The 20,504-nt window shown below is 68.0% G+C and carries 18 protein-coding genes and 1 tRNA gene; 8 read left to right on the top strand and 11 right to left on the bottom strand.

Features of this window, described 5'->3' with window-relative positions; genetic code table 11:
• Window positions 1-109: 109 nt before the first annotated feature.
• From E1288_RS27815 to E1288_RS27785, 6 genes are all read right to left on the bottom strand, one after another.
• The gene (locus E1288_RS27815) at window positions 110-295 is read right to left on the bottom strand and encodes a hypothetical protein (RefSeq protein WP_132490094.1); all 186 of its coding nucleotides are present in this window, start codon (window positions 293-295) and stop codon (window positions 110-112) included.
• A 20-nt stretch (window positions 296-315) separates the two neighbouring features.
• Window positions 316-2,157 (bottom strand): VirB4 family type IV secretion system protein, encoded by a 1,842-nt coding sequence (locus E1288_RS27810; RefSeq protein WP_132490092.1) that lies wholly within the window; start codon window positions 2,155-2,157, stop codon window positions 316-318.
• Window positions 2,157-3,200, bottom strand: a complete 1,044-nt coding sequence (locus E1288_RS27805; RefSeq protein WP_132490090.1) for a PrgI family protein — start codon at window positions 3,198-3,200, stop codon at window positions 2,157-2,159. The genes E1288_RS27810 and E1288_RS27805 overlap by 1 nt, the downstream gene beginning before the upstream one ends.
• Before the next feature lie 956 nt (window positions 3,201-4,156).
• Window positions 4,157-4,972 (bottom strand): hypothetical protein, encoded by an 816-nt coding sequence (locus E1288_RS27795; RefSeq protein WP_235883848.1) that lies wholly within the window; start codon window positions 4,970-4,972, stop codon window positions 4,157-4,159.
• Window positions 4,973-5,202: 230 nt separating this feature from the next.
• Window positions 5,203-5,577 carry a pilin gene (locus E1288_RS27790; RefSeq protein ID WP_132490086.1) on the bottom strand — a complete coding sequence of 125 codons (375 nt, stop codon included), beginning with the start codon at window positions 5,575-5,577 and terminating at the stop codon, window positions 5,203-5,205.
• A gap of 105 nt (window positions 5,578-5,682) precedes the next feature.
• A complete protein-coding gene (locus E1288_RS27785; protein WP_235883847.1) occupies window positions 5,683-6,477 on the bottom strand; it encodes a hypothetical protein in 795 nt (264 codons plus the stop codon).
• Between the two features lie 612 nt (window positions 6,478-7,089).
• Between E1288_RS27785 and E1288_RS27780 the strand changes: the two genes are divergently transcribed.
• From E1288_RS27780 to E1288_RS27770, 3 genes are all read left to right on the top strand, one after another.
• Window positions 7,090-8,007: a hypothetical protein gene (locus tag E1288_RS27780; protein ID WP_132490083.1), complete on the top strand. Its 918-nt coding sequence runs from the start codon at window positions 7,090-7,092 to the stop codon at window positions 8,005-8,007.
• Window positions 8,004-9,056, top strand: coding sequence for a DNA-methyltransferase (locus E1288_RS27775; RefSeq protein WP_132490081.1), 1,053 nt, complete (start codon window positions 8,004-8,006; stop codon window positions 9,054-9,056). The genes E1288_RS27780 and E1288_RS27775 overlap by 4 nt, the downstream gene beginning before the upstream one ends.
• Before the next feature lie 295 nt (window positions 9,057-9,351).
• The gene (locus tag E1288_RS27770; protein WP_132490079.1) at window positions 9,352-11,037 is read left to right on the top strand and encodes a recombinase family protein; all 1,686 of its coding nucleotides are present in this window, start codon (window positions 9,352-9,354) and stop codon (window positions 11,035-11,037) included.
• Here E1288_RS27770 and E1288_RS27765 read toward each other — a convergent pair.
• Window positions 11,002-11,087 (bottom strand) — tRNA-Leu (locus tag E1288_RS27765). The genes E1288_RS27770 and E1288_RS27765 overlap by 36 nt on opposite strands.
• Window positions 11,088-11,209: 122 nt before the next feature.
• On the opposite strand from E1288_RS27765, the gene E1288_RS27760 reads away from it, so the two are divergent.
• Window positions 11,210-12,565 (top strand): M20/M25/M40 family metallo-hydrolase, encoded by a 1,356-nt coding sequence (locus E1288_RS27760; RefSeq protein ID WP_132490077.1) that lies wholly within the window; start codon window positions 11,210-11,212, stop codon window positions 12,563-12,565.
• A 54-nt stretch (window positions 12,566-12,619) separates the two neighbouring features.
• Complete coding sequence (locus tag E1288_RS27755) at window positions 12,620-13,585, top strand: tyrosine-type recombinase/integrase (protein WP_132490075.1); 966 nt, start codon at window positions 12,620-12,622, stop codon at window positions 13,583-13,585.
• 6 nt (window positions 13,586-13,591) lie between these two features.
• On the opposite strand, the gene E1288_RS27750 is transcribed toward E1288_RS27755, so the two are convergent.
• A complete protein-coding gene (locus E1288_RS27750) occupies window positions 13,592-14,230 on the bottom strand; it encodes a VOC family protein (protein WP_132490073.1) in 639 nt (212 codons plus the stop codon).
• A 75-nt stretch (window positions 14,231-14,305) separates the two neighbouring features.
• Window positions 14,306-14,659 carry a hypothetical protein gene (locus E1288_RS27745; RefSeq protein WP_235883846.1) on the bottom strand — a complete coding sequence of 118 codons (354 nt, stop codon included), beginning with the start codon at window positions 14,657-14,659 and terminating at the stop codon, window positions 14,306-14,308.
• Between the two features lie 68 nt (window positions 14,660-14,727).
• On the opposite strand from E1288_RS27745, the gene E1288_RS27740 reads away from it, so the two are divergent.
• The 3 genes from E1288_RS27740 (at window position 14,728) to E1288_RS27730 (ending at window position 17,864) form a co-directional block, all read left to right on the top strand.
• On the top strand, window positions 14,728-15,516 hold the full coding sequence (locus tag E1288_RS27740; protein WP_132490071.1) for a glycerophosphodiester phosphodiesterase: 789 nt from the start codon (window positions 14,728-14,730) through the stop codon (window positions 15,514-15,516).
• A 102-nt stretch (window positions 15,517-15,618) separates the two neighbouring features.
• On the top strand, window positions 15,619-17,028 hold the full coding sequence (locus E1288_RS27735; RefSeq protein WP_132490069.1) for an MFS transporter: 1,410 nt from the start codon (window positions 15,619-15,621) through the stop codon (window positions 17,026-17,028).
• 497 nt (window positions 17,029-17,525) lie between these two features.
• Complete coding sequence (locus E1288_RS27730) at window positions 17,526-17,864, top strand: RNA polymerase-binding protein RbpA (protein ID WP_093277988.1); 339 nt, start codon at window positions 17,526-17,528, stop codon at window positions 17,862-17,864.
• Window positions 17,865-17,936: 72 nt separating this feature from the next.
• On the opposite strand, the gene E1288_RS27725 is transcribed toward E1288_RS27730, so the two are convergent.
• The gene (locus E1288_RS27725) at window positions 17,937-18,722 is read right to left on the bottom strand and encodes a polyprenol monophosphomannose synthase (RefSeq protein WP_132490067.1); all 786 of its coding nucleotides are present in this window, start codon (window positions 18,720-18,722) and stop codon (window positions 17,937-17,939) included.
• Between the two features lie 54 nt (window positions 18,723-18,776).
• Window positions 18,777-20,342 (bottom strand): apolipoprotein N-acyltransferase, encoded by a 1,566-nt coding sequence (lnt, locus tag E1288_RS27720; RefSeq protein ID WP_235883845.1) that lies wholly within the window; start codon window positions 20,340-20,342, stop codon window positions 18,777-18,779.
• Window positions 20,343-20,504: the final 162 nt, after the last annotated feature.

The raw sequence follows: 20,504 nt of genomic DNA, 5'->3' as shown, positions 1-20,504 counted from the left end.
CCGTGCAGCGAACTCCACCAGCCGCGGACGCATCCGATCGATCTCATCCGGAGTCACCACCGAAGTCAACCACAATCCACAGTAGATGATCACAACGACACGCCAAAACCTAACAAAGCACTACTAGGACACCGATAGACAATCCAGCGAGGACGATGAGGATGCAGGCGATCGAAATTGCGGCGACGAGTCCTGTGGCAATGGCCCACGAGAGCAGGAAGTCATGACCGAAGGCGTGCACGAGCGAGCCGGGAGTGTGCTGACTGGGGTCGCCGGTGGCGAAGAGGGCGTACACGTGCGTTCCTCCTTCCTCGCCTAGCCGTCGAGGACGATGTCCTGGTGCATCTCGGCGACGGTCAAGTCATGGCCGGTGGGCGGCTCATCGTGGGCCATGGCGGCCAGTTCGGCCGGGTTTGTGGTGATCAGCTGGTGTTCAGCGTCGGAGGCGATGGCGTGGAAAGCGACGCGTTGCGGCCCGGCCGAGAGCAAACCCTGACCGGTGCCGGCCGAGAGCAGGAACTGCCTTTCCCCTTCCGACAGTGCGAACGTGCGCACTATGTCGTCGATGGATTGCGGCGCTTGGCGAAGAAGCACCTGGGTGGCAGCGTTAGCGATCACGGCTTTGCCGAGGTCGGAGCCGAGGACGTCGCCGACATCCTGGGTGGCGACGGTGAGACCTGCCCAGTGTTTCCGGGCGGATTTCGCCATGCGCCACAGGAACTCGGCTCCAGCCTGCTGCTGCATCAGCAGCCACGCCTCGTCGACGACGCACAATCTGGGACGGCGTGCGGCGGGGGTGGAGATGCGCCGCCAGACCGTATCCAGCGTCAGCAGGGTGCCCGCGGGCTTGAGCTCGTCCGGGAGATTCCGCAGGGAGAACACCAGCAGGTGGGACTCGGTCGTCTGTGTTGTAGGCCCGTTGAACAGCTCTGAGAATGCTCCCTCGGTGAAGGGGCGAAGGCGAGCAGCGAGATCGTGGGCGGTCCCGTCGTGGCTTGCTGCGAGGGCAGCTTGCAGGTCCAGCAGTAGCGGTGCTTGGCGTGTCCAGGTGCGGGCGTCCTCGGTGATCCCCGCAGCCCGGTAGGTCGCAGTGACCGCCAGGTCGAGTACGGCTCGCTCGCCGGCAGTCAATAGTTGTCCGAAAAGGACGGAGACCAGTGTGTGGCAGAACAGGCTGCGCCGGGTGAGTGCGTCAGCGGGGGCAGAGCGGCGCCCGTCGGGGCGCGTGTGGATCGGCAAGTCGAGGGGGTTGAGCCGGACTCCTTCGGTACCGAGTGGGATGCAGGTACCGCCGACGGCACCGGCGAGGCGGGCATATTCGTCCTCGGGATCGATGATGGCCACTTCCACACCGCGGTAGAGGCTACGGAGTGCTTCGAGTTTCACTAGGTAGGACTTGCCAGCTCCGGAGCGGCCGAGGATGACGGAGTTGTAGTTCTCGCAGGCGAAGCGGTCCCAGTGCACCAAGCCCTGGCTGCCGAGGTTGTAGCCGTAGAGCACGCCACCGGCGGCCGAGGATGAGGTCACGTCCGGTGGGGGTAGGTCGGGGCTGGTGAACGGAAACGCAGCCGAGAGGGCGGCGGTGTCGAAGGTGCGAGTCATCCGGATCTGGTCCAGGCCCATCGGCAGGGCGGTCACCCAGCCCTGCAGAGACCGGTAGGTGGTGGGCTTGGCATCCAGCAACAGACTGGCCGCCAGAGCACGCACCGCACTGGCCTCTTCAACGAGTTCGTCCTCGGAACCGGCGTGCACGGTGAGGTACAGGCCGAATCGGAACAGGCGGCCTTCGCCCCGGGCCAAGCGATCCGAGAGGTCGTAGGCGTCCTCAGTCGCAGCCTCGACCTGGGGATCGGCCAGGCGCCCGTGTGCGGCATCGGCATGGCGACCGGACTCCAGCTTGCCCAGTTGCTTGCGCAGCCGGTCAGCTGCGATGCGCGGATCGATCGGTTCGATGTGCAGGGACACATCCAGTCGCCCCGGATAGGTCAGCAGGGGTTGCAACCAACCGGGGTGGACTTCGCGGGGGTAGCCGGTGATGGCGAAGCTGGTGACCCAGTCCTCGCCGATCTGCAGATGGCGGGCGCCGACCTCGATGGCGTCCGGGGTGAACGCGCTGCCAGTTGCCCGTGTCGTGCGGCGGTGGTTCCGGGTGCGCATCAGGGTGTGTCCTCCTCGTCGCTGAGGTCCCAGTCCGGGTTGGTGGTGATGACCTCGTGGGCACCGGCCATCTCCGGCGAGGGCGGCACTGGACTGTCCGGGTTGGTTGCGGCGGCCAGCACCGCCGTGGCCTGCCCCGCGTCCAGTGGGGTGGCCTCGATTCCGGCGGGTGCCAGGAGTTCGATGGCTTCATGCATCCGCCGCACCAGTCGGGCGGCCGCAGCACGGCGCGCCCCGGCCGAGGGCTCTCGGCCCGCGGTGTTCTCTCGGCGCCGACGTCGGGTCCGGTTCAGTGCATTCGTGGAGGCGTTTCCGGCAGGTTCGCGGACCACGAGCAGGATCTGCCGGCGCAGGAGTTCGGCCTGCTCGTTGAGGTGTTGCAGGTAGTCGGCATGATCGAGCGCGGCGTCCTCCAGTGCCGGATGGGGCAGGCTCGCCGCAACACGGTGTCGGAGATCGTCAATGTGGCTGGTGAGGTCCAAGCGTTGGGTGCGCACGAGAATCTGGACACCGGCGGTCAAGCTGTGCAGGTAGCGGCCGAATCCCGCCGCGAGTGCTTCCTGCTCGGCTGGGGTGCGCAACGCGAAGTTGACCGTCGAGCACGCGGCCACCAGCGCGAGACCATCCCGCCCGAGGTCGATCACTCCGGCCTCGCTCACCGCTCGCGCGGGAAGCTCGAGCCCCCCGAGGGGGACGTCGTCGGCTTGGTCGGCGAACTCGGACAGCCACTCGGGCACCGCCGCCGGAGTCTCGGGGGCCGCGACGCGGCGCCGTGGGGACAGACGTTGGCGCAGCGCCGCCAGCAGCAGGCGATCCAGCGTGATCCCGTCGCGGGTGACCACCACCAGCAATACGACCGCAGCTGCGATCGGCGCGGCCATGACCAGATACGCCAGCACCGGGAGCACTGCACGGGTCACGAGCCATCCGCAGTAGAGGACGAGGCCGGTCACGGCCATGGCAGCGACTTGGCGCGCGGTGAACCCGGCGAGAATGCGGTCCTCACGGTCGACATCGGCCGGAATGCGGACGCTGCGCGTCATCGTGTGTCACCTCCTCGGCGGCGGGTACTCGGGCGTGGCGGATGGACCTTCGGCAACTTCAGCGGCAGCGAGGGCTGCTTGCCTTGCGTTGATCTCGGCCGCGAAGCCGGTGATTCCGGTGGCGGAGTCGGTGGGGCTGCCGCGGGGCGGCGGGCTCGCTGGACCTGCAGCGGCAACTGGTACTGCCCGTCGGGACCGAGGCGGGGCTTGTTCTCCGGCCACTCGCCGTCGGCGGGCAGCTTGAGTTGGGCCGCGGAACGCGGCGACGAAGTCGGCAGCGGCCTCGGTGGCGCGGGCGCGGCTTCTGGCCGCCGGACGCGCTGGACGTCGAGCGGCAGGCGGTACTGCCCATCCCGGCCGAGCACGGGTCGGGTCTCCGGCCACTGACCATCGATTGGGAAACGCAACTGCTGAGTTCTCGACCGCTGGGATGGTGGATTCGGCGGCGGTGGCGCTGGGCGTTGACGTGCCGGTTGGCGTTGCACGTTCAGCGGGAGGCGGTATTGCCCATCCCGGCCAAGCCGGGGTTTGGTCTCCGGCCATTCCCCATCGAGCGGCAACTTCAGCTGTTGACCCGCTTCGGTTCGGCGCGGCCGTGTCACCTTCGGTTTCGGGAAGTTCGGCTGTCGCACCGAGGGGTCACGCCGTTGACGTCTCACGTTCAACGGCAACATGTATTGGCCGCTAGCAGTCGCCTTCGGCGACTCGTACGGGTCCGCTGAGGTTTTCGGGTGGCCTTTTGCCGGTGGCGCGCCTCGTCGTCCCCGGATAAGCCCGAAGGTCTTGTAGGCGATGAAGGCCCGGACGAGCCTCCCGATGAAGGATCTGCCGCCGCCTCCGCGGGCAGCCCCTATGACCCAGAACGGGATTTTGACGAGGATGTAGCACAAGGCAAGTGCAGTCAGAAAAGGAATCATGGACCATCCCCAGGGTGCGAGACGGGCGATGTGTGCGGGTCAGAAGATGGTGATTCCGCCGGGTAGATAGAAGATTTTCAAGGCAGAGATGAAAGCGAGAGATTGTGCGACCTGGACGACGAGGACCGCACCGAAGACACGCCACCACCAAAACGCAATGGATTCGGTCTGCGGCAAGGCGTGGCACATCAACACCAGCGGAGCCGCGGCGAGCAAGAGTATGGTCAGCGCGATCCGGACCACATAGGTCAGCAGTACGGCGATAATCATGACCACGAGCGCCAGGACGGTGAAGACGACATACAGATCGCCGTAGGGAGAGAAGTCCTCACCTTCCTCCGGTACCTTACCGAGCAGCGTGTCCACGAACACGCGGGACGCTTCTTCCGCTCCGGTCTGATCTCCCAGGAACGCCCGGGACAGCGCGTTGGCGAATTCGATCGCCTTTCCGCCCAGAAACAGCGACAGGTTCGCGGCCACGAACCCGATCAGCAGCCGCGGCAGAATCTCCTTGATGGAACTACGCGTTTGCAACGTCTGATAGGACAGGACCACGACCCCAGCGATCGTGGTCACCAACGCATACGCGGCGATCATGATGTTGCGGGAGCTGTTCCAGAGCTGGCCCATGACGGGAAGCTGGTCGAACTGCGGGGTCGAGAGCAGGGAATCCGCCAGCATGCCCAGCACCCCCTCGAGAGCGGAACGCGCGACATCGGCGAAGAAGTCGCGAATCCACCCCGTGAGGAACTCCCCGATCCACGAGCTCTCCGATTCCTCGGACGCAGGCTCAGGTTCTGGCGTCGGAGTCGGCGATGCCGGTGGCGCAGGCGCGGTGGGGCTGCTCGGCACCACCGTCGGCAGAAGACACGCCGGGGCCTGTGGCTGGTCGGGGCCGCACCCCGGTTCAGCCGGCACCGGAAGTGGCAGAGGGAGCAGTTCGCCAGACGGAGGTGCGGGCGCCGACGTGGATTCGGCCCGGACTGTGCCGGTGAAACCGAACCCTGTGACGCCCAGCAACACCACGAGCCCGGCGAGGACAATGCACCGCACTCCAGCACGCCAGCCCCAGGACCATGCGGTGGTCATTTTGGCTGGGCCAGGATCTCTTTGAGGATCTCGACCACCACCGGCGCTAGCACGGTCAACCCGTAGCCGATCCCGGCGCTCTTGAACGCCTGCTTGGCCTTCTCCACCTCGCCCGCGTTCCCGCCGGCCATCAGATAGCGGACCCCGCCCACCGTGAGGAACAGGGTGGCGAGCAGCGCGAGGATGCCCATGATCCAGTTCCGGGCGTTGTTGAGGACGTCGGTGATCGACGGCGGGGGCGGCGCGGGAGCCTGAGCCAGGACCAGGGCATCCGCCGTCGCCGAAGCGACGGCCAGCAGCCCGAGGACGACAGCAAGCTCGATGGCCAGCAGCAGTCGAATCGAGCACCGGCCGCGGCTGGGCGTGGGCATCGGGAGAGTTGTCGGACCAGGGCGGCGAGAACGATGCAAGAGCACCATGAGCGCAGACCTCCAGAGGCGAGCAGCAGGCGAAGACGTACGAGAAGCAGGCCGCGATCACCTGCAGTTCTGAAGTCCGGATTTCGGCATCGGATTCGCCTCGCGGCCGTCTACTTTCTTCGCCACCGTGCGTGACCGCTGAGACGACCCGTTCGAGAACTGAGGGATCATCCGAGACACGGCCGTATCACTAGTCGGGTCGCCCCCATCGGAGGCCGCACCGGATTCGGCCAACCAGACGGCAAGCCGGAGCTCGGCCTGGCGCCGGCTCTTGTGCAGTGCGTTGTAGGTCTGACCGGGCGACCGGGGCCAGCCCGTCAGCGGAACGCCTTCCAGTCGGGTGACGCCGATCAGCTCGGCCTCCGTTCGAGCAAGGACTCCTGCCTCCACGGCTCGGGCCAAGACCAAGTCAGGGTGGCCCGTCGGTGGTCTCGGTTCGGACGACCGGAATCCCGGCGCCATGGGAGTCGGCCCGTCGAGCGCGACGGTCAGCGCCCGGTGTCCGGCGCGATAGGCCGCCCACCGCAGCCGGATCGCGATCCGGCCTCCAGCAAGATCCACCGTCTGCAACGCGTCGAGGAACCCGCGCAGAACCTCGGCGTGGATGTCAGACGGGTCATCGGCGTACCGGTCGGTCAACCGGGTCGCGATCAGCGTCAGCATTGGCAACGCCAGCCCGACCGCCACGATCGTCCACGTTGCCCCCTCGCTTCGGGCCCGAACGATCACGTGGGTCCATACCTGGTCCCACACCCGCCGTGGGCAGCCACGTGCCAGCAGCAGATCACGGAGTTCATCAACGGGGATGCCGCGGTTCGGCAAGTGGTCGAACAGACAGCCGTCCACGGCCACCGGATGCCCTCCCGTGGTCAGCCACGCGAATGCCTCTCGGGCCGCGTCCAACGGGTTCTTCGGCCATTCTTCGCGGTCAGGTGTCGATACGTGAGCCATTGCGGGGCTCCTCTCGAGTGGCGAATCATGACGCCACCGAGAAGGCCGGTCATGGAACAGTGCAGCGCACGGCGTCGTACTAAGAAGCGCTTAAAGTGATCTTCTTTTGCGGCACAACAAGATCCAATGTGCGCCAGTGGTCGGGTGCACGAAGGGGCACCGTTGACTCTTCTGGCCTGCATAGTTAGTCGAAGCTTGTTCCGCTGCTGTCGCTCGGCATCGAGCTGTCGGGGAGCAAGGGAAAAAATCTTGAGGGATTTTGGTGTGATCTTGAATGGGAGTATTGGTGGTCAGCAGCCTGGTTCTGTGACGGATTGCGAATGGGTGTTCAGCGGCTTGTGAAAACCGCGAAGTTGGAAGGTGTCGAGGTCGGGGCAGGCTGCCGAGGTGGGGTGCAATCTGTGGCTGCGATGCCATGCGAGTCTTTTTCTTTGGTTGATGGCGGCGAATACGGGCTCTTTTTGCGGACTTCTGGGGCGTACTTCGAACGCGCGACGATCAACGGAGCACTCGATGGCAATGCACCTGATCTCGGCGACGCCCACTCCACTTCACCCCAGATGCCCAACGTTGTCCGCGCCGCCCAAAGCCACGCAGGGCATCGCCCGCGACGACCGCAGCCGCGTCTTTGTGCCTGTCTCGACCTCTGTTCGGATCTGTCGTGTCGACCCAGCTGCCGACGTCGACGAGATCGTGACCGCGGTCGTCCGCACGATCACCACCGTCTACGCCGAGCCAGGCGATCGGGTCTTGATCGCCGACGTTATAGACCCGCACCAGAACCCCATCCAGGTCGCTCAGGAGCTACGGGACCGACTCGTACAGACCGTGCTGCGGCTCGGCCGCGGTGCGACTGCCGCGCCCTGTCGTCAGTCCCATCGTGATCACGACGGCGGGGTTCCTGTGGGCGGTCCTACAGTCGAGGCCCGGTCCCAGTCCGGGCTTGGGCCCGGTCCCAGAGGCCCCGTCGCCGTAGCCGTGAACAGGACGGGCCAGCACGGCCCGGGTCCGGTCCCGCAACCGAGCGCGGACTGGTTCACGCTGATCATCACAGGGTGCACGAGTTGCACAGCCGACCCGAACGCGCTGTCCGACTGGGTGCCGATGCTCGCCCATGATGGGCTCCTGATCGTCATCACGCCCGGTATTGATCTGCGTCAGAAGGTGCACACCCGTTCAGGCGACCTCTGTCATGCTGCTGAGGAAGCCGGACTTGCACTGACCGGCCGCCTGATCCTGACTTACCGACCCTCGGCCCCCGCTCTCTCGTTCATTGATCAGAACCGTTCTGCCACATTCGAAGACAGCCGCTGTGTCGGCACCACGGCCTGGGCCTTCCACAGGAGCAGCTCTCCGGAGGCAGCCGAAGCCGGCACCGCTGCGGAGCCCAGTGGTGATGAGGTAGCAGCAGGAAGGCGGTGCGCGGCGTGAACTCGCTCTACTACCGCGATCCGGCCACTCAGCTCCACATCGGGGACGCATGCAGCATTTTGGCAGCTATGCCGGCCGATTCTGCCGATTGTGTCGTCACTTCACCGCCGCAATGGGGATTGCGCGACTACGGCACGGCGACCTGGACTGGTGGAAACGCACACTGTCGTCACACCTTGGGCACCACGCCTCACCAGCGCCGCACGGCCACGCTCGACCGCTGCGGGCAGGGCTCGACAAAGCCCCTGAAGCGGTGCCGGAAATGCGGTGCGGAGTGCAGGGATCTTCAGTACGGGCTTGAACCCGCCATCGAGGACTACGTCGAGCGACTGCGCCTGGTTGGTATCGAGATTGCGCGCGTGCTGCGTCCACGAGGAACGTTTTGGCTCAATCTCCGCGACAGCTACAGCTACCACGCCAACGGTACTGGCCGCGCCAACAGAAACCCAGCTGATGAATCGAGTCGCGCGAACTGGGCCGTGCGGCACAAAAGTCTGTTCGGTCTGCCATGGCGAGTCGTGTTCGCGCTGCAAGCCGAGGGGTGGGTCGTCCGCAATGCGATCGTATGGCACAAGCCCAACGGCATTCCGGACCCGGCGCGAGATCGTCTATCGCAGCGCTACGAAATGCTGTTCCTACTGGTCAAGCAGCCCGACTACCATTTCGAGGTCGAACCGGTTCTCGAGCCCTACTCCCACGATCGACCTGCTCACCGGAAAACCCACTACGGCGGCACGAAGCCCAACAGCGTCAAAACGCCATGGCGTGTACCGACGGGCCAGGGCAGGAATCCTGGAGACGTGTGGTCGATCCCGACACGCCCGCTGCGTGAGGCGCATTGCGCAGCGTTCCCCGTCGACATTCCTCTGCGCTGCATCGCTGCGGGGTGTCCACCGAACGGAACGGTGCTGGATCCGTTCTCGGGAGCTGGGACGACGGGCCTCGCCGCTCATCAACTCAAACGTGACTATGCGGGCATCGACCTACGAGCCCAGTACCACGAAATCTTCCTGCGGCGCCGTCGCTCCGTTTCTGCGAAGGCGGGGTGATGGCGCGTGGAAAGGAACCTGGAGAAACTCGCGTCGGAGGGGCGATCGGTTCGGACCGCCGGCGTTATGGTTGCCGCGGCCCCGCGGCCTTACCTGTTCCACACGGCCAGGGGTCGTTCGTGAGCGCCTGTGGTCGACGTCGTCGTGCAGGCCAGGACCGAGAACTGACGGTCGTCCTGCCGGATGAGCCGCCGGATCTCACTCCTGCCGCCGCACGAGCCTTGCTGCGTCTGCTGCAGGACTTCGCTCACGATGGCGACAGTGGCGATCGGCCTTCGGATGAGGACGGACGAGGATGAGTACTTGGTTCGCTTTCTACGGGCGAGTCTCCACAGAGGACCAGCAGGATCCCGAGGCATCTCGACAGTGGCAGCGGACGCGAGCCCGAGCACTCACCGACAGCCACGGGGAGATCGTGGCCGACTTCTTCGACATCGGTCGCTCGCGTTCACTGCCGTGGAAGCGTCGTCCCGAAGCCACGAGGCTTTTGGAAGCGCTCAAGGATCCGCAGCGCGGGTTCGATGCGGTGGTCATAGGGGAGCCGCAGCGCGCGTTCTACGGCAACCAGTACGGTCTGACCTTCCCGGTCTTCGAACACTATGGCGTCGAACTCTGGGTGCCAGAGGTCGGTGGTCCCATCGACCCGAACTCCGAGGCGCACGATCTCATCATGAGCGTCTTCGGCGGCATGTCGAAGGGGGAGCGCAACCGCATCAAGATCCGTGTCAGAAGCGCCATGGGATCACAAGCTCAGATCGAAGGCCGCTACCTCGGCGGTCGCCCGCCCTACGGCTACCGCCTCGCGGACGCCGGGCCGCATCCCAATCCCGGCAAGGCCGCCGACGGTAAACGCCTCCACACACTCGAGCCCGATCCTGAGACCGCTCCGGTGGTCCAGCGAATCTTTGCCGAGTACCTCGCCGGGGCGGGTATCTATGCCATCGCCGAGGGACTCACTCGCGACGGGATCCTTTGCCCCAGCGCCTACGACCCGGCTCGCAATCCTCACCGCTCTGGCATCGCCTGGTCCAAGAGTGCGATCCGGACCATTCTCGGCAACCCTCGCTACACCGGGTTCCAGGTCTGGAACAAGCAGCACAAGCACGAGGCCCTCATCGACGTCGAGGACGTCGCGCTCGGCCATGAGACCCGGATGCGCTGGAATGACCCCAACGAATGGATCTGGTCGGATGATCTTGCTCACTCGCCGCTGATCGACCGCGAGGACTTCAACCAGGCAGCAGCCCGGCAGGTCTCGGCTGAGGCAACGGTCAAGCTGCGCAAGCCGCATCGCTCAAAGAACGCATACGCGTTGAAGGGCTTGGTCTACTGCGCCTCCTGCGAGCGCCGTATGCAGGGTCAGTACAACCACGGCCGTGCTTACTACCGGTGTCGGTACACGATGGAGTACGCGGTTGCCAACAAGCTGGACCATCCTCGCAACGTGTACTTCCGGGAGGTCGACATCCTCCCGGATCTGGACGGCTGGCTGGCTTCGTTGTTCACCGACGACCGAATCCACGACACCGTCACCCGTCTGGCGGCAGCTGCGGATGATGACACGGGCCGGGGCACCGAACACCTCCGTGCCGCTCAGGCCACTATCCGGGACTGCCAGCGCAAGCTCACGCGGTACCGGCAAGCGCTCGACGAGGGGAGTGATCCAGGGGTTATCGGTAGGTGGATCGCGGACGTCGAAGCCCAGCAGGTGCAGGCCGAGGCTGTCCTCCGCCGTACCACTCCGCGCCGGGCGAAGATCACACCCGACTACGTCGAACAACTGTTCATCGCGTGTCGAAGTGCTGCGCGCTCGCTTCACCGAGCGGCCCCTGAGCGAAAGGCGCCGGTCTACCGCGCACTCGGTCTCAAGGTCACCTACCAAAAAGAAACCCACACTGCGGAAGTTCAGGTTGATCCTGATCCAAGCAGTGTGGGGATTTTGTCGTGTCCGAGGGGGGACTTGAACCCCCACGCCCATTAGTAGGGCACTAGCACCTCAAGCTAGCGCGTCTGCCATTCCGCCACTCGGACATCTTCGGCTCGGCCCTCTTTCTTTCGGGCCTCCCCGCTGTGTTGTGTACATAGATTAGCCCATGGTCAAACACGCTCCAACGGCACCCCCCTCTTCTGTGGCCGGGTGATAGAAATGCCTGGTGAGCGCACATAACGAGGGTATCTCCGGCACTGATCACGACGCTGGGTTGCTGCGGGCCGAGGACGAGGTCGTCGGCCTGGCGAGCGACCTGATCCGCATCGACACCACCAACACGGGCGACCCCGAGACTCTCGTCGGCGAGCGTGCCGCCGCCGAGTTCGTGGCGGCCAAGCTCAGCGAGGTCGGTTACGACGTCACCTACGTCGAGTCCGGGGACCATCCCGGGCGCGGCAACGTCATCGCCCGCTTGCCCGGCGCCGACTCCACGCGGGGCGGGCTGCTCGTGCACGGGCACCTGGACGTCGTTCCTGCCGATCCCGCCGAGTGGTCCGTCCACCCGTTCTCCGGGGCCGTGCAGGACGGCTACGTGTGGGGGCGCGGCGCCGTCGACATGAAGGACATGCTGGCCATGAGCCTCGCCGTCGCGCGGCGGCTCAAGCGCGACGGCATCACTCCGCCGCGGGATGTCGTCTTCGCGTTCCTGGCCGACGAGGAGGCGGGGAGCTTCCACGGGGCTCAGTGGCTGGTCGACCACCGGCCCGAGCTCTTCGAGGGCTGCACCGAGGCGATCAGCGAGGTCGGTGGCTTCTCGGTCACGCTCAAGGACGGCGTTCGCGCCTACCTCGTGCAGTCCGCCGAGAAGGGCATCCGCTGGCTGAAGCTGCGGGTGCGGGCACGTGCCGGGCACGGCTCGATGGTGCACGACGACAACGCCGTCACCAAGCTCTCCGAGGCCGTGGCGAAGCTCGGCAACCACCGGTTCCCGCTGGTGCTGACCGACTCGGTTCGCGAGTTCCTCGCCGGCGTCACCGAGATCACCGGCTGGGACTTCCCGGAGAACGACATCGAGGGCGCCGTCGCCAAGCTCGGGAACCTGTCGCGGATCGTCGGCGCCACGCTGCGCGACACCGCGAACCCGACGATGCTCACCGCCGGGTACAAGCACAACGTGATCCCGTCGGTGGCCGAGGCCGCCGTGGACTGCCGGATCCTGCCCGGTCGCGAGGAGGCCTTCGACCGCGAGCTGGCCGAGCTCCTCGGGCCCGACGTGGAGCGGGAGTGGGTCGGGTTGCCGCCGGTGGAGACCAAGTTCGAGGGGCGCATCGTCGACGTGATGACCGCGTCGCTGCTCGCCGAGGACCCGGGGGCGAAGGCGCTGCCCTACATGATGTCCGGCGGCACCGACGCGAAGTCGTTCAGCCGGCTGGGCATGAACTGCTTCGGCTTCGCGCCGTTGAAGCTGCCCGCGGACCTCGACTTCGCCGCCCTGTTCCACGGCGTCGACGAGCGGGTCCCGGTGGACTCGCTGAAGTTCGGCACCCGCGTGCTCGACCGGTTCATCCGCAACAGCTGATTGTCGGTGCCGTCTGGTTTCATCTACCCGAGTTGATCACCGGGGAGGTGCGGCGTGGACGTGGCGCGGTTGATCGAGATCTACCTGGAGCACCTGCAGGCCAGGAAGCTCGCGGCCAATTCGCTGCGCGCCTACCGCCGCGACCTGGAGTCGGTGGCCGGTGAGCTGGTCGAGCTCACCGGCACCGGCGCCGACCGGCTGGCCGTGGACCTGGTCACCGCCTCGGTGCTGCGGTCGGCGTTCGCGCGGTTCGCCGCGTCGCGGTCCGCCTCGTCGGTGATCCGGGCCTGGTCGACCTGGAACGGGTTCTTCGGATTCCTGGTGATCGAGGGCGCGGTGTCCGGCAATCCGATGCAGGTGGTGCCGAAGCCGCGTAACGCCCCCTCCACGCCGAAGCCGCTGCAGGGCGAGGACACCCCCGAGCGGCTGCTGCGCACGGTGGCCGCCGGGGCCCGGCAGGCGCGGAATCCGTGGCCGGAGCGCGATCTCGCCGTGCTCGCCACGCTGCTGTGCACCGGGGTGCGCTCGGCCGAGCTGCTGGAGCTGACCGTCGGCTCGCTGGCCGGCCGGGCGGGGGATCGCCGGCTGCACGTGCACGGCAAGGGCGGCAAGAACCGGTCCATCCCCATCGAGGACACCCTGGACTCGCTGATCCAGAGCTACCTGGAGTCGCGGCGGGTGCGGTTCGGCGACCGGCTGCCCGGCGGCGAGCCGCTGTTCGTCGATCATCACGGCGAGGCGCTGCGCCGGGGCGGCCTGCAGTACCTGGTGCGGCAGTCCCTGCGGGCGGCGGGCGTCTCCGACCGGGTGCAGCCGGGCGCGATGGTGCACGCGCTGCGGCACACCTTCGCGACTCGGCTCGCCGAGGACGGGGCGAGCGCCGCCGAGATCGCCAAGCTGCTCGGGCACTCGTCGATCAACTCCAGCCAGACCTACATCGACGTGACCGCGCGCGAGCAGCGGTTGTCCGTGCGCGCCAACCGGACGTTGCAGGTGCTCGGCGAGCTCTCCGGCGGCTAGCCGCCGTCAGCCCCACTTGTCGGCCGCGGCCAGGCCGATCGTCGCTCCGGCCGGGTCGGACACCACCGCGGTCGCGCCCAGCAGTGGGTGATCGGCGCGGTCGACGGTTTCACCGCCCAGCTCCACCACCCGGGCGCTGATCGCCTCGACGTCCTCCACCGCGAAGTAGCACAGCCAGCCCCAGCCGGCCGGCCGCCGCATCGTGCGGGACGCCAGCGGCCGGCCGTGGGCGAGGTACTGGTCCGCGTGCACGGACCAGCTCAGGATTTCCGCCCAGAAGGCGTCGGCGCGGTCCGGGACCGCCGTGCACAGCTCGATCCAGCAGGGCTCGCCCGGCCGCGGGCTCGGCGCCCACGGCCCGTGCTGGGCCCGCCCCTTTGCGATGAGCGCGACCGCGTCGTCGGGCCCGGTCAGCGAGCCGTCCTGGGTGGTGCCGGCGAACATGGGGCGCCAGCCGGGCAGTTCGCGGCCGCGCGGGGAGCGCATCGCGGCGCAGCGGCGGTTGCCCACCCAGCAGTCGAAGCCGACGCCGGTCGGCGCCGGGGTCCAGTCGAGCAGGCCCCGGTAGAAGACCGCCGAAGCTATCGGGTCCTGGCTGATCAGGTCGGCGCGGCGCAAGCCGCGGACTACGGGACGTGCGGGCACCGTCGATTCCTCGCCACCGCTGGGGACCAACTCATCCTGGCCACCCCGGCCGGTCCGCACAATGCTCCGTTCGTCTCACCGCAGCCGCTCGAGCTCCCCGGCCACGGCCACCACCTGGGTCGCGAGCTTGCGCAGTTCGGCGTGGTCGGCGGCGTCCTCGATGGCCGTGACCACGTCTTCGGCCGCGCAACGCAGCTGGAACAGCCGGTCCTGCAGATCCGCGAGCTCGGCGGCGGAGAGCACCACCGCGTCTTCCGGGAGGCCGCCGCGTTGCACCGCGGTGCGGCGCTCGTAGGCGCGTTGGCGGCAGGACTGCGCGCAGTACAGGCGGGGACGTCCTTGCCTGCCCGACTCCGGGACGCGCCGTCCGCACCACGCGCAGTGCCTGGCTTGGCGTGGGCGGCGGGACGGCAGGTCGGAGGTTTCCACGATCGATCACGTTAGCCAAGGGCCCCGCCTGCGCGGTGCAGGCACGCCGATCGGGCAGAGTTGCGGGCGTGACGCATCCTTTCCTGTCCGGTCCCCGGCCCCGCGCGTTCGCCCACCGCGGGTGGCACCTCGGGGAACTGCACGATCTGGAGAACTCGCTGGCCGCGTTCCGCCGCGCCGCCGACAAGGGTTACCGCTACATCGAGACCGACGTCCACGCGACGGCGGACGGCGTCGTGGTGGTGAACCACGACGCGACGCTGGACCGCACCACGGACGGCCGCGGCCCCATCGAGCGGCTGCCCTGGTCGGCCGTCGGCTCGGCACTCATCGGCGGCCGGGAACCGGTGTGCCGGCTGGACGCCGCGCTGGAGGAGCTGCCGGAGATGTTCTTCAACATCGACGTCAAGGCGGACTCGGCGGTGGGGCCGGTGCTGCGGACGCTGCGCAGGCACAACGCCTGGGACCGGGTGTGCCTGGCGTCGTTCGCCGAGCACCGGCTGGCCGCGATGCGGCGGGCCGTCGGGCCGCGGCTGCTCACCTCGACCGGGCGTCGATCGGCCGGGTTGCTGTGGTTGAGCTCGCGGTGGGGCGGCTGGCCGTTGCGGTCGGCGGTGGTCGGCGGCGCGACGCAGGTGCCGACGGGGTTCGGGCGGCTGCGTTTGATCGACTCCCGCTTCGTGCGCCAGGCTCATCGCTGGGGCATGGAGGTCCACGTGTGGACCGTCGACGATGCCGTGGAGATGCGGGAGCTGCTGGATCTCGGCGTGGACGGGCTGGTCACCGACCGGCCGGACGTGTTGCAGGAGGTGTTGCGGGAGCGGTTCGGCGAGCCGCAGCCGGAGGTCGGCGGATGAGCAGAACTACGCATTGTCTCCGCACGGACCTCCACCGCGTTCGTTGAGCCAGTAAGGTCCGGTTACCCCCAATCGAGTGATCTTGGCCGGAGGACCGAACGGATGAGCGTGATGGACAGCGACCTGGCACCGGACGCCGCGCGGCGGCGGCGCCGGGAACAGCGGGGTTGGTGCTGGTACGACTGGGCCAACTCGGTGTTCCCGACTTCGGTGACCACGGTCTTCCTCTCGCTCTACCTGACCTCGGTGGCGACCGAGGCCGCGAAGGCGGACGTCGCGCGCAACGGCCTGAACGCCTGCCCGCAGAACAACGCGCTGGTGCAGTGCGACATCTCGGCGTTCGGGCTGGTGTTCCCGGCCGGGTCGCTGTGGGGCTACCTGCTGTCGGTGGCCACCGTCGTGCAGGTGGTCGTGCTGCCGATCACCGGCGCGATCGCGGACCGGACGCAGAGCAAGCGCCTGATGCTGGGGCTCTTCGCGTTCGGCGGCGCGGCGATGACGGCGCTGCTGGCGCTGGTCGGCGGGCAGAACTGGCAGCTCGGCGTGGTGCTGTTCATCATCGCCAACATCTGCTTCGGCGCCTCGGTGGTGGTCTACTACTCGTTCCTGCCGGAGATCGCCTCCGTCGACGAGCGGGACGACGTCTCCACCCGTGGCTGGGCCGTCGGTTACCTGGGCAGCGGTGCGGCGCTGGCCATGCACCTGGTGATCTACCTCGGCCACGACGCGATCGGCATGAGCACGGAGGCCGCGGTCCGGCTGATCTTCCTGTCCTCGGGCGTCTGGTGGGCCGTGTTCACGCTGCTGCCGCTGGCGGCGCTGCGGGAACACCGCGCCCCGGAGGGGGCCGTGCGCGGCCCGTCCGCGGTCACCGCGGGCTTCAAGCAGTTGATGACCACGTTCCGGGAGGCGAAGCACTTCCCGCTGACGCTGGCGTTCCTCGGGGCGTACTGGATCTACACCGACGGCATCTCGACGGTCACCCAGGTCTCGGCGCAGTACGGCAACCTGGAGCTCAAGCTCCCGCAGGACTCGCTGATCATCACGCTGCTGATCGTGCAGTTCATCGCCTTCGTCGGCGGGGTGTTGCACGGGGTGGTGGCGCGGCGCATCGGCGCGAAGAAGACGATCCTGATCAGCCTCGCCACCTGGCTGGTGGTGCTGGTCGCCGCGTACTTCGTGCAGGCAGGCCAGCAGATGCAGTTCTACGGCCTGGCGGTGGGCATCGGGCTGGTGCTCGGCGGCACCAACGCGCTGTCCCGGTCGCTGTTCAGCCAGATGGTGCCGCCCGGCCGGGAGGCCGAGTACTTCTCGCTGTACGAAGTGGGGGAGCGCTCCACGTCGTGGCTGGGCCCGCTGGTGTTCGCCGGGGTCGGGCAGGCGACCGGGTCGTTCCGGCTGGCCATCGTGTCGCTGGTGGTGTTCTTCGCGGTTGGGTTGGTGCTGGTCGCGCTGGTGCCGGTGCGGCGGGCGATCGAGGCTGTCGGCAACCCGGCGCCGAAGGTTCTCTGAACCCGTTCGGTGAACACGCTGCGTGCGCGGCGGGTGACGATGCGCGCCCGCCTCGCCAAGGCGGCGGCGTTGCTCCATGCTGGTGACAGGCGTGGCCGGGATTTTTGGCACGATCGGAATATGCCGGTACGCAGCGTTGTGACAACAGGGAACCAAGTATAGCTACATTCAGTTACCAATTTTCGCGTCTTGTCCGCCGTCCGTGTCGTGATCTCCGTCCCACTATGGTCACTTTCCCGAGATCCAGCTTGGCCATAGTGACTCATCATCTGGCACTATCACCCGTTCGAACGCACCTATAGATTGCGAGTGGGATAACGCGTCACGAACGCCGACCGATTGCATCTCTAGGGAGAAAGCCGTCGTTGATGGGTGAACAACGTCACCGACGGCAACCAGAAGCACTACACCGGGAACATGCGGCGGGTCTCCCGTCGTTGCACACGGTGAGCACAACCGCTCGGGCCAGGTCCCGGGCCGAAGTGAAAGGAACCGTCATGGCCGACCGCGTTCTGCGTGGCAGCCGGCTCGGAGCGGTGAGCTACGAGACCGACCGTAACCACGACCTCGCACCGCGCCGGACGGTGCGCTACGCCTGCCCCAAGAGCCACGAGTTCGAGGTGCCGTTCTCCGACGATGCCGAGGTGCCGCCGACTTGGGAGTGTCGCCTGCACGGCACCGAGTCGAAGATCATCGACGGCAGCGAGCCGGAGCAGAAGAAGGCCAAGCCGCCGCGCACCCACTGGGACATGCTGCTGGAGCGGCGCACCATCCCGGAACTCGAGGAGCTGCTCAACGAGCGCCTCGACCTGCTGCGGACACGCCGCGGGCACTGAGCGACCAGGATCCGACGAAGCGCCTGGGACATCCCGTCCCGGGCGCTTCGACGTGCTCGGATCGCGCGGTCGTCAGCGGCGGATCGAGCGCAGGACGCTCACGGCCTGGTTGCCGCGGCGGCGCAGGCCCCACTTCGTCACCCGGACGAGGGCTTCGCGTACCACTTCGGCGTCCATCTTCGAGCTGCCGAGCTCGCGTTCCACGAACGTGATCGGCACCTCGACGACCACGAAGCCGGCCTCCACCGCGCGCCACGCCAGGTCCACCTGGAAGCAGTAGCCCTGCGAGGCGACGTTGTGCAGCCGCAGCGTCTCCAGGACCTCCCGCCGGTACACGCGGTAGCCGGAGGTGATGTCGTTGATCGACACGCCGAGCGCCAGCTTGGAGTACACGTTGGCGCCGCGGGACAGCAGCGCCCGGTACCAGGGCCAGTTCACCGTCCGTCCGCCGGGCACGTAGCGCGAGCCCAGCACCACGTCCGCGCCGGTGCCGTCCGGGCCGAGCATGCCGATCAGCCGGGGCAGGTCCTCGGGCGAGTGGGAGCCGTCGGCGTCCATCTCGATGATCGCGCCGTAGTCCCGCGCCAGCGCCCACTCGAAGCCCGCCACGTACGCCGCGCCGAGCCCGGCCTTCTCGCTGCGGTGCAGCACGTGCACCCGCTCGTCGTCGGCGGCGAGCCCGTCGGCCACCTCGCCGGTCCCGTCCGGGCTGCCGTCGTCGACGACCAGCACGTGTGCCGAGGGCAGCGCGGCGAACAGCCGCCGCACGATCGGCTCCAGGTTGTCCCGCTCGTTGTAGGTGGGGATCACCACCAGGGCCGAGTCGTCACCGGCTCCGGGGGCTTGCCGGTTCGCCATCCATGTCCTCCTAGCCGGCCCGCTCGGCCGGCCGTGCACTCGTGTTGGTCGGGTTCAGGCGTCCGCGGTCCGCCGGGGCCGCCACCAGGACAGCGCCACCGCGCCGACGCCCAGCACGACCAGTGTCCACATCGGAACGCTGCCCAGCCGGGTGGCGAGCGTCTGCGTCGAGCGCAGCGGCACCTCGGCGATGAGATTCTGCGCGGTGAACAGCTCGGTCTGCTGGGTCACGGCGCCGTCCGGCTGAACCACGGCGCTGACGCCGCTGGTCGCCGCCACCAGGACCGCCCGCCCGTGCTCCACCGCGCGCAGCCGGGCCATCGCCAGCTGCTGGTAGCTCATCTCGGAGTGGCCGTACCAGGCGTTGTTGGTCGGCACCGCGAGCAGCGTCGCGCCTTCCTGGGCCGCGCCGGTGAACACGTCGTCGTAGGCGACGTCGTAGCAGATCCCCACGCCCAGCCGGACGCCTCCGACGTCGAGCACGCCCGGCTTGTCGTCGGGCACCATGTCCGAGCGGAAGCGGTCCACGAACGGGCTCACCAGTCGCGCCACCGGCCGCATCGGGATCGTCTCGGCGAAGGGCACCAGGTGCTGCTTGACGTAGCGGTCGCCCGCGCCCGTCGCCGGATCCCACCGGACGACCTGGTTGCGCAGGGAGCCGTCGGGGTCCTTGCCGAGGCCGCCGACCACGAGCGGGACACCGAACTGCGCGGCGACGCCGGAGAGGTCCGGGTCGGTCTGGCTCGGCCCCCAGCTGCCGACCTGCTCGGGCAGCACGACGAAGTCGAGCGGGCCCTTCGCCTGGTCGGCGGCGAGCTGCTGCGCGGCCGCGATGTGGTTGGCGTGCAGGACGTCGTCCTCGTACAGCAGGCCCAGCCCCAGGTTGGGCGCGTTGCCCTGCACGATCGCGACCCGGGCGGTTCCGGCGTTGGGGTCGGTGCCGATGAAGGGCAGCATGGCCAGGCCGGCCATGACCGGCACGAGCACGGCGGCCAGCGGCGCGGCCCAGTGGCGCGGGGTGCGCGCGCGGCGGGCGAGCTCGGCCAGGCCGCCGCCGACCACCGCGACGGCGAAGGACACCACGGCGGTGCCGCCGAGCGCGGCCAGCGGCAAGAACAGGCCGGTGTCCTGGGTGAATGCCAGCTTGCCCCACGGGAAGCCACCGAAGGGCACGGCCGAGCGCAGCGCCTCGGCGGTGACGAACACCGCGGCCATCCACACCGGCGCTCCCGGCAGGCGGCTGACGCGCGCCATCCCGGCGCCGCCGAGCGCGACGAACAGCGCCTGCACGCCCGCCACGCCCAGCCACGGCCACGGGCCGAAGTCGGCGCCCAGGAAGTCCTGCAGCCAGCCCAGCAGCGGCAGCAGGAACGCGAAGCCGAACAGCAGGCCGTAGCCGAATCCGGCGCGGGCCTTGCGGCCGCGGAGCACCGCCGCGAACACCGCGAACGCGATCGGCGCCAGCCACCACAGCGCGCGCGGGGGAGAGCCCGCGTAGAGCGCGAAGCCGGCGGCGACGACCGCGAGCATGCGCAGCCAGACCGCGCCGACCGATCGACCTGCGACCTTGCTGCGGCCCGGCCGCTCAGCGCGCTGCGGACGAGCCGTTGGGACAACCACCCGATCAACCTTCTCGGTGCCGCGGTCCCGGCCAGGCCAGGACGGAAACGTTCTGTCGGTTCGTGCGCGGGCAGGCCGACGCGCACCAAACAAATGTACGCCGGATGGTGGACCCGGAGCCGCAGTGGGCAACGGGGACAGAACGCTCAACGGGGCCGCGGG

The organism is Saccharopolyspora elongata, assembly GCF_004348985.1.
Taxonomy (GTDB): Bacteria; Actinomycetota; Actinomycetes; order Mycobacteriales; family Pseudonocardiaceae; genus Saccharopolyspora; species Saccharopolyspora elongata.
This window is presented reverse-complemented; position numbering and strand designations above follow the sequence as displayed.